Raw genomic sequence first — 8,496 nt, forward strand, 5'->3', positions numbered from 1 at the left:
CCATGCTTCAGTCCGCGCCCACCACGCATTTCGAGGTCATCGATGCCCAGGACAACCTCGTCGGCGACCTGAAGCATAGCACCGCTGCACAGGCCGGCCTGCTGCGCGATGCCTTGGTCGGAGGCGGACACAATGGCTTATTGCGTGTCGCCCGGGTGACCGAGCGCATGACGGTGCAGCGCCTGATCGATCCGGTACATGTCGAGCCGCAGAAGGTGCCACGCACCAACGCAAGAAGCTAACTTATTGAATCGACAGATTTGTTTGTGCGCGGCGATCGCCAAGGCTGCGATCGCGTGTCCAAACCAGAATAGCCAAGCTTGCGCGCCCTTCCCTCCACGGCTGCGCGACTTCGATTTAGGTCTGCAGCAAGCCAAGCGATCGACTCTTTCGCTTCAAGGCCTCGAATAAGCCTCTCATCATCTTCCTTCGTCCAAGCCCGCCAATGCATCGCTCAACCTCTATCAGCATCAACGTTGATAACTTCTATTTTGTGAAAGCTGAGCGTCAACCATGCCATGGCAGCCTCCAAGCTTCGGACGCCAATCTCCTCCCCGTAAGAAATGGGCACCGACGACGCACCGCCCTGACAACCGCAAGCGCGGGCGCGCAGGCCAACGCGATCGCCGCCAGGTGCTCGACGAGGAGCCCTTCTGTCGCATCTGCGTGGAGGCAGGCCGCAGCACGCTGAGCGTCGTGGTCGACCACATCAAGCGCCTGGCGGACGGTGGCTCGGACGAGCGGCCCAACAAGCAGGCGCTTTGCAAGCCCTGTCACGACGCCAAGACAGCGTCCGAACTGGAACTCGACCGCCGCGCCCGCCGCGACGCCTGACCGCCCTAGGGGGGTGGGTCGGATCTCTAGGTGCCGTCCTACCGGACACCGCACCCGTGCCAGATTTTCGCACGGCCGAATTCAAACCTAAAATGATCCCCGGAGAGGCGGCCTATGGCGAGTGGTGGACCGCGCTCGGGCGCAGGCCGGAAACGCAAGTCACCGGCGCTGAAAATGACCGCGGCCGAGCGCGCCGCGGTAGCGCTGCCGGGCACCGTCGCGAAGATGATCCCGCCGCTTCACCTGTCGGATCTGGCGCAGCTCTATTTCGCGCAGATCGCCGAGCAGCTGGAGCAGCAGAACCGCGCCGAGCCGCAGTTCGCCCATGTCGTCGCGCTGCTCGCCCAGCGGTTCGAGCAAATCCAGCGGTTCCAGGCGGTGCTGGAGGTCAGCGGCGATGTCTGCACCAGCACCACCGTGCGCAAGGTCGATGGCAAGGAAGTCGTCACCGAGATGATTCGCGCGCGGCCGCAGGTCGCGATGCTGTCCGACGCAATGCGTCACGCCCACTCGCTCCTCGGCGAGCTGATGCTCAGCCCGTCAGCCGCCATGAAGATCGCCCCCGGCAAGAAGGATGCGCCGGGCGACTTCGACGACTTCTAACCGGTGTCGACAGCACCCGGGCTGCCGAGCCGGGACTATGTGGCGGTGGCGCGGCAGTATGCGGCCGACGTCATCTCGGGTACGATCCCGGCCGGCAAGCAGATCCGCCTCCAGTGCGAGCGCTTCGTGTCCGACCTGGTGCGGAGCGCGTCGGATGATTTCCCGTACCGCTTCGACGAGGCGAAGGCGGCGCGGCCGTGCCGCTTCATCGAGCGGCTGCCGCACACCAAGGGCGAATGGGCGCGCCAGAAAAAGCGGCTGACGCTCGAACCCTGGCAGATCTGGAACCTCGCCTGCGTGTTCGGCTGGCTCCACAAGGCCGGCCCCCAGGCGGTCACCCGGCGGTTCCGGCGCTGGCTCCTGGTCGTGCCGCGCAAGAACGGCAAGTCGGCGATTGCGGCCGGCGTCGCGCTGTTTATGATGTGCGCGGACGGCGAGTTCGGCGCGGAGGTCTATTCGGGCGCGACCAACGAGCGCCAGGCATGGGAGGTGTTCCGGCCGGCGCGGCTGATGGTGCAGCGCCTGAAGCCGCTGAAGGCCAAGTTCGGGATCGAGGTTCTCGCCAAGACCCTGCTGATCCCCGATGACGGCTCCAAGTTCGAGACGATCATCGGCGACCCGGGCGACGGGCAAAGCCCGAGCTGCTCGATCCACGACGAATATCACGAGCATGTCGACGACGCGCAGGTCGACACCATGATCACCGGCATGGGTGCGCGCACCCAGCCCTTGCAGCTCCTGATCACCACCGCCGGCGAGAACCTGGCGGGGCCGTGCTATGCGATGATCCTGGAGCAGCGCGAGCGGCTCAACGGCATCGGCCATGGCGGCGGCCCGCCGATCGACGACGACACGTTCTTTGCCGAGTACACGGTCGACGAGGATGACGACTGGAAGTCCGAGGCCGCGCTCGTCAAGGCCAATCCCAATATCGGGATCTCGGTCAGTCGCGAGTTCCTCCTCGCCCGCCTGCGCGACGCGATCGCCACGCCCCGCAAGCGGGCGATCTACAAGACCAAGCACCTCAATCTGTGGGTCGCGGCCAAGGCGGCGTTCTTCGACATCGAGGCCTGGCGTCGCTGCGCCGACGACACGATCCCGGTGAAGTTCGCCGAGGCCGCGCAGCTGGAGCTGCTCGCCGGCCGGCGCTGCATCCTGAGCCTCGACCTTGCATCCAAGATCGACATCGCGGCGATCGAATATCTCTTCCCGCCGCTCGGCGATCGGCCGACCAAGGATGATCCCTATATCCGGCTCGGCCGGTATTTCCTGTCGACCAAGGCGGTCGAGGATACCAGCTCCTACCAGCCCTGGGACGCGCAGGGCCTCCTCGATGTCAGCTATGGCAACATCACCGATTTTGAGGAGATCGAGCTGGCGATCGACGAGGCGCGCAAGCTCTTCGACGTGGAGACCATCGCCTACGACCCTGCCCAGGCGACCATGCTGGTCAACCGCCTGGTGAAAGAGGGCGCGCCGGTCCTGGAAGTGAAGCCGAACGTCATCAACTTCAGCGACCCGATGAAGATGCTCGATGCCTACATGAAGGCCGAGCAGATCCGCCATGCCGGCTGCCCGGTCATGGAATGGCAGGTCGCCAACGTGGTCGCCCAGCTGGACGCCAAGGACAACGTCTATCCGCGGAAACCCCGGATCGAGGCGAAGATCGACAACCCCGTCGCGCTGATCGCGGCCTTTGCGGTGGCGCTCTCCGGTGAGGAGGCGGACCGCTTCGTTTACAACGGGATCTGAGCATGGGCATGATCACCCGCGCTCGCGCGGCCCTTGCGGCCTGGCGCGAGCCGTCGGCTGGCGTCTCCGCCAGCGCCGGCGCCGATGGCATGAGCGACACCGGCGGCATGACCGTCGTCAACCTGCTCGGCGGCAAGGGCCGGGGCGCGCCGATCGGCGAGCAGCGGGCGCTGAGCGTGCCGGCCGCGCTTCGCGCGCTGGAGGTGCTGTGCGGCCTCTTCGCGATGACGCCGGTTCACTATTACCGGCGCACCGACGAGGGCAAAGAGCGGGTCGACAGCGCTCCCCAAGCGCGGATGTTCTCGATCAGCGCCAACGCGGTGCAGCCGGCCTATCTGCTCAAAGAGCTGATGATGGGCGACCTGCTGATGCGCGGGCAGTTCGCCACCTACATCCACCGCGACACCCTCTACCGGCCAAGCTCGCTCACCCGGCTCGTACCGGATGGCCTGGCTCCACACACCCACTGGAGCAAAGCGGACGGCCTGGAGCTATTCGTCGACGCATCGCTGCCTGATGGTTCGCGCGAGCGGCTGACCAGGAACGACATCTGGTATGTGCCAGGCTTCAGCCGCGACGGCCTGGTCGGCCTCGACCGGCTGAAGATCCTTGCCGACACGTTCGAGGCGGCCGCCTCCATGAACGAGTTTGCGGCGCGCTTCTGGGATAACAACGCGCAGCCCTCGACGGTGCTGACGACCAAGGCGAAGGTCGACCAGACCGAGAAGGTCAAGATCCGCACCGATTGGGCGCAGCGCTTCGCCGGCCCGCGCAACGCCGGCGCGGTCGCCGTCCTCGACCAGGAGATGAAGGCCGAGTTCCTCAGCCACGACAACAAGGCCTCGCAGTTCATCGAGACGCGGACCTTCACCGTGGTCGAGGTCGCCCGCGCCTTTGGCGTGCCGCCGCATATCCTGTTCGAGCTGAGCCGGGCGACCTTCTCGAATATCGAGCAACAGTCGCTCGAAATCGTCCTCTACACGATGCTCCAGCATTTCGAGCGGGCGGCCGCGCACATGACGCACGCCTTTGCCGACAAGGGCCATTTCTTCGAGTTCAATCCGGACGCGCTCCTGAAAGGCGACATCAAGAGCCGGTACGAGGCCTATTCGATCGCGGTCGATAAGGGCCTGCTCAACTCCAACGAGATCCGGCGGATGGAAAACCGCAACGATCGCGAGGGCGGCGACCAGTACCGCATGGGCTCGGGCTCGACCCTGGAAGGCCAGCAGCAGCCCAAGCCGAGCAAGCCGGTCGATCACCGCACGCCGCCACCCCCACCTCCTGCCGAGAAAGATTGATGCATAGCCATGTCCTGGCGGCCATCCGGTCGCAGCCCTGGGCGATCATGCCCGGCCACCTGGAAGCGATCGAGGCGATCGCGCTGCGCGTGTTCGACGATCCGGCCGTGCTGGCGCTGAAGCGCGACGGCCACGAGGAGCGGATCTCGGCGGTAACGCAGATGGGTGCGAAAGCGCCGGCGACGCGCACCTCGATGCTGCGCGACGGTGTCGGCATCCTGCCGGTTATGGGGCCGGTGTTCCCCCGCGCCAACGTCATGACGCAGTATAGCGGCGCGACCTCGCTCGACGTGGCGGCGGCCGACCTGCGCGCACTGGAGGCGACGCCGGACGTGCGCTCGATCCTGCTGGCGGTCGACAGCCCGGGCGGCGCGGTCGCCCAGGTCAACGAGTTCGCCCGCCTGGTCGCCGCCTGCTCCAAGCCGATCGCGGTGCATGTCACCGGCCTCTGCTGCTCGGCCGCCTATTGGATCGCCAGCGCCGCGCCCGGCGGGATCAGCATCGATCCGACCGGCATCGTCGGCTCGATCGGCGTGCTGATCTCGACCTCCTACCAGGAATCGGCCGACCAGAACGGCCGGCGCGACCTCGACATCGCCAGCTCGAACGCGCCGAACAAGCGCCCCGACCTGTCGACGGCCGAGGGCCAGGCGCAGATCCGCCAGATGCTCGACGGCATCGAGGCGGTGTTTCACGCATCAGTCGCCCGCGGCCGCGGCGTCACCGAAGCCACGGTGCGCAACGATTTCGGCCAGGGCGGTACGAAAACCGGAAAGGACGCCAAGGCGGCCGGCATGGTCGACCGCGTGGAGGCCGATGGCCTCGACGGGGCGATCCGCCGCCTCGCCAAGTCCGGTCCGGCTACGCCTCGGCGGACGGCCGCGGCGAACCAACTGGCGCTCGCGAACGCGCGCAGCGCCCTCTAAACCCCCAAGGAGATGTGTCCATGCGCATTACCGCGCTCAAGGCCAGCCTGGCGGCCGTCGTTGCATCGATGGACGGCATTCTGGCGACTGCCGCTGCCGCCGACAATCGTGACCTGACCGCCGAGGAGCAGGCCACCTTCGACGCCCATGCGAAGGAGGCCGAGGGCCTTCAGGCCAAGATCAAGACCGAGGAGAACCTGCTGGCGCTGAAGGCCTCGGCCGCGATGCCGGTTCCGCCGATGCCGGGTGTCACCGGCACCGGCACCGGCACCGGCACCGGCACCGTGCCGGCCGCGCCCGCCGAGAAGCCCGAGCCGGGTGCCATGGTCGGCCGCGTCGCGCTCGCGATCGCCGCGACCGGTGGCAACGATCAGCGCGCCATGGCCGACTATTCGCAGAAGGCCTGGGGCGACGAGACCGGCCAGATCGTCGCCAATATGGAGCAGGCGACCAACACCAAGGGCGGCTATCTCGTCGACACCGCCTATAGCCGCGACTTCATCTCGCTGCTCCGCCCGCGCGTCGTGATCCGTCAGGCCGGTGCCCGCTCGGTGCCGATGCCCGATGGCAACATCACCATGCGCAAGCAGACCGGCTCGACGACCGCCGGCTATGTTGGCGAGCGTTCGCCGGCACCGGTGACCGATCTGACGGTCAGCACGCTCAGCATGAAGGCGAAGACGCTGCGCGCGCTGGTGCCGATCACCAACCAGCTGATCCGCCGCTCGTCGTTCGGCGTCGACACGATGGTGCGTGACGACCTGGTCACCTCGGCCGCGATCAAGGAAGACCAGCAGTTCCTGCGCGGCGTCGCCAGCGACCTGGCACCGGCGGGCCTCCTGTCGATGATCCCGGCCGGCAACAAGCTGACCATGACCGCCAATCCGACGCTTGCGACGGTGCGGTCGGACATGGCCAAGCTGAAGCTGCGTGTCGTCAACGCCAACGTGCCGCTGTCGAAGTGCGCCTACATCATGTCGCCGACCGTCCAGAGCTTCCTGGAGAACATCACCGACGGCAACGGCAACAAGGCGTTCCCCGAGGTCGCGGAGGGCCGGTTCGGCATCTATCCGATCCTCGTCACCACCTCGGTGCCGAACAACCTCGGCGCCGGCGGCAATGAGTCGGAGATCTACTTCGGCGATTTCGAGCAGTTCCTGATCGGTGACACCTATCAGGTGACGCTCGCCGCCTCGGACAGCGCCGCCTATGACGACAACGGCACGTTGCGCTCGGCCTTCTCGAACGACGAGACGCTGATCCGCCTCATCGAGGAGCATGACACGCAGCTGCGCTACGACGCGGCCTTCGCGGTCCTGCAGGGCGTCACCTGGGCGCCGTAATCGCGCCCGCCTTCCACCATCGACAACCGAGCAGGGGGCGCGGCTGTGCGCCCCCTGCGCACCTGGGGAGCCACTATGGCCGTCAAGTTCCTGAAGCCCTGCCAGCAGGGCACGCTCTACAATGAAGGCGAGACCGCCAGCTTCGACAGCGACACGGAGAAGCGCCTGGTCGCGCAGAAGTTCGCCGAGGTCGTGAAGACCCCCGCGAAGTCCGACCAGGCCTGATCGGGACCGGTCGGCGATGACGCCCCAGATCCTCAGCCTCGCCAGCGCGCGGGAGCATTTGCGCGTCGGGAATGAGCTGAGTGACGATAGCCTGCGCGAATATATCGCGGCGGCTGAGACGATCATCGCCGACCACCTCGGGCGCACCCTTATCTGCCAGATCGGCGGATGGGCTGCGCCCGACCTGGTGCCCGCCAATGTCGTTCACGCGATCAAGGTGGTGCTGACCGACATCTACGAGAATCGCGGCGCACCGACGATCGACGACGAGACGCTCGATCGCATGGTCGGCCGCCAGAAGCGGATTGGCTTCGCCTGATGGCCGACAAGACCCTTGCCAGCCGGCTTAATCGTCGCCTCCGCCTGGAGCGTCCGATCGAGGACACCAGCCTGACCGGCGCTGGCTCGGGAACCTGGGAGCTGATCGAGGAAGTCTGGGCCGAGGTCCAGGACATGCTGCCGAGCCGTGCCGAGCGCCTGGCCGCCGGCATGTCGTCGACTTCCAGGCCGGCACGGGTGCGGATGCGCTATCGTAGCGACATCACGCCCGACCTGCGCCTGGTCGAAGGCGACCGGATCATGCAGATCGTCGGGCAACCAGCCGAGCTGGGCCGGCGCGAAGCGATCGAGTTCATGGTCGAGGATTATGCGCCGGCGGGTAACACCGCCTGATGGCGTCGGCGCGCGGCCGGTCCGAGGTCAAACGCTACATTGCCAGCCTTCCCGGGCAGATCGAGACGAAGCTGCTGCGCGGCGCGGCGCGCGCGGCCGCCAACGTCATCCGCGACGAGGCGCAGGCGGAGTGCATCGACGAGGAGGTCGCGGCCGCGCTGAAGGTGCGGACCAAGGTCCAACCTGGACTGATTACCGCGAGAATTAAGATTGATCGACGGATGCCGGGCAGCTCGCGCGCGCTCTGGATCGAGTACGGCACCGACCCTCACCTGATCAGCGTGTCCGACCAGGATCGCGGCGGCATGAGCGTCGGGCGGATCAACCAGCTCAACAAGGAAGGCTCGCTGGTCATCGGCGGCCACTTCGTCGGCCCGGTGGTCGAGCATCCCGGCGCCAAGGCGCACCCCTTCCTGCGGACTGCCCTCGACCGGAAAGAGGTCGACGCGATCGCGGCCGCGCAGAGCTACATCAATGCCCGGGTGTCGCGTGGCAGCATCACCGGTGCGGCAGAACCGGAGGGCGAAGAATGAGCGGCATCCGCATCGTCGGCGCGCTGCTGCGTGCCCATGCCGAGCTGGGCGCGATCGTGCCGCCCGCCCGGGTAAAAGCCGGCGCGCTCCCTGAAAAGGTCGAGCTGCCGGCGCTCCTGGTGCGGTCGATCAGCCTGGTCGAGCAGCAGCCACTGACGATCGGCGAGAAGATCCACACCACCGAGCGGATCTCGGTCGCGGTGCGGGCTGCCTGTTGATTTCCACTGAGAGCTGACCCGGCGAAGGCATAAATTTCCACCGAGAAGTGACCCGTGTCTCAACCTCACCCCGGCGTGCTGTCGGGGGG

The 8,496-nt window shown here is 66.7% G+C and carries 12 protein-coding genes; all 12 read left to right on the forward strand.

Features of this window, described 5'->3' with window-relative positions:
- Positions 1-2 precede the first annotated feature (2 nt).
- Positions 3-242, forward strand: a complete 240-nt coding sequence (locus GGQ96_RS16160; RefSeq protein ID WP_184116581.1) for a hypothetical protein — start codon at positions 3-5, stop codon at positions 240-242.
- Between the two features lie 391 nt (positions 243-633).
- Entirely contained in the window at positions 634-834 is a 201-nt protein-coding gene (locus GGQ96_RS21800; RefSeq protein WP_184116582.1) for an HNH endonuclease, read from the forward strand.
- A gap of 174 nt (positions 835-1,008) precedes the next feature.
- The gene (locus GGQ96_RS16170) at positions 1,009-1,437 is read left to right on the forward strand and encodes a P27 family phage terminase small subunit (protein ID WP_246360676.1); all 429 of its coding nucleotides are present in this window, start codon (positions 1,009-1,011) and stop codon (positions 1,435-1,437) included.
- 3 nt (positions 1,438-1,440) lie between these two features.
- A complete protein-coding gene (locus GGQ96_RS16175) occupies positions 1,441-3,189 on the forward strand; it encodes a terminase large subunit (protein ID WP_343059090.1) in 1,749 nt (582 codons plus the stop codon).
- Positions 3,190-3,191: 2 nt separating this feature from the next.
- A complete protein-coding gene (locus GGQ96_RS16180; protein ID WP_184116584.1) occupies positions 3,192-4,490 on the forward strand; it encodes a phage portal protein in 1,299 nt (432 codons plus the stop codon).
- Positions 4,490-5,416 (forward strand): S49 family peptidase, encoded by a 927-nt coding sequence (locus GGQ96_RS16185; RefSeq protein WP_184116585.1) that lies wholly within the window; start codon positions 4,490-4,492, stop codon positions 5,414-5,416. The genes GGQ96_RS16180 and GGQ96_RS16185 overlap by 1 nt, the downstream gene beginning before the upstream one ends.
- A gap of 20 nt (positions 5,417-5,436) precedes the next feature.
- The gene (locus GGQ96_RS16190) at positions 5,437-6,759 is read left to right on the forward strand and encodes a phage major capsid protein (RefSeq protein WP_184116586.1); all 1,323 of its coding nucleotides are present in this window, start codon (positions 5,437-5,439) and stop codon (positions 6,757-6,759) included.
- A gap of 75 nt (positions 6,760-6,834) precedes the next feature.
- The gene (locus GGQ96_RS16195) at positions 6,835-6,984 is read left to right on the forward strand and encodes a hypothetical protein (protein WP_184116587.1); all 150 of its coding nucleotides are present in this window, start codon (positions 6,835-6,837) and stop codon (positions 6,982-6,984) included.
- A 16-nt stretch (positions 6,985-7,000) separates the two neighbouring features.
- Positions 7,001-7,303, forward strand: coding sequence for a head-tail connector protein (locus tag GGQ96_RS16200; protein WP_184116588.1), 303 nt, complete (start codon positions 7,001-7,003; stop codon positions 7,301-7,303).
- The gene (locus GGQ96_RS16205) at positions 7,303-7,656 is read left to right on the forward strand and encodes a phage head closure protein (protein ID WP_184116589.1); all 354 of its coding nucleotides are present in this window, start codon (positions 7,303-7,305) and stop codon (positions 7,654-7,656) included. The genes GGQ96_RS16200 and GGQ96_RS16205 overlap by 1 nt, the downstream gene beginning before the upstream one ends.
- Positions 7,656-8,189 carry an HK97 gp10 family phage protein gene (locus GGQ96_RS16210; protein ID WP_246360677.1) on the forward strand — a complete coding sequence of 178 codons (534 nt, stop codon included), beginning with the start codon at positions 7,656-7,658 and terminating at the stop codon, positions 8,187-8,189. The genes GGQ96_RS16205 and GGQ96_RS16210 overlap by 1 nt, the downstream gene beginning before the upstream one ends.
- The gene (locus GGQ96_RS16215; RefSeq protein ID WP_184116590.1) at positions 8,186-8,407 is read left to right on the forward strand and encodes a hypothetical protein; all 222 of its coding nucleotides are present in this window, start codon (positions 8,186-8,188) and stop codon (positions 8,405-8,407) included. Before GGQ96_RS16210 ends, GGQ96_RS16215 begins: the two co-directional genes overlap by 4 nt.
- Positions 8,408-8,496: the final 89 nt, after the last annotated feature.

Source organism: Sphingomonas abaci, assembly GCF_014199625.1.
GTDB classification, from domain to species: domain Bacteria; phylum Pseudomonadota; class Alphaproteobacteria; order Sphingomonadales; family Sphingomonadaceae; genus Sphingomonas; species Sphingomonas abaci.